The 333-nt window shown below is 61.0% G+C and carries 1 protein-coding gene; it reads left to right on the forward strand.

From position 1 onward, the window contains the following. On the forward strand, nucleotides 1–333 hold a 333-nt coding region (locus ACW9IB_RS29510), incomplete at both ends, for a hypothetical protein (RefSeq protein WP_457416857.1).

Here is a 333-nt window from a genome sequence, read left to right on the forward strand (position 1 = left end):
CCGTCGATTACACCTACGACCGCCAAGGCAACCTTCTAGGCGTCGAAGACGGCCATTGGACGCTGGCCTACGAGTACGACCGCCAAAACCGCCTCACCGCAGAACATCAGGGCTGGGGCACCCTGCGATATGGCTATGATGCCTGTGGGCAGTTGCACACGCTGCGCCTGCCGGATAACAACCGGGTGGTGTTTAACCACGGTAAAGGCGGTCAGCTCGCCACCGTCGAACTGAACGGCGCAGTTCTCACCTCCCACCTGTTCAAATCCGGCCAGGAACACCAACGCCAGCAGGGCCAGCTCGTCAGCCACTACCACTACGACGACCAACAGC

The sequence above is a fragment of the Pseudomonas sp. SDO524_S393 genome, from assembly GCF_054071875.1.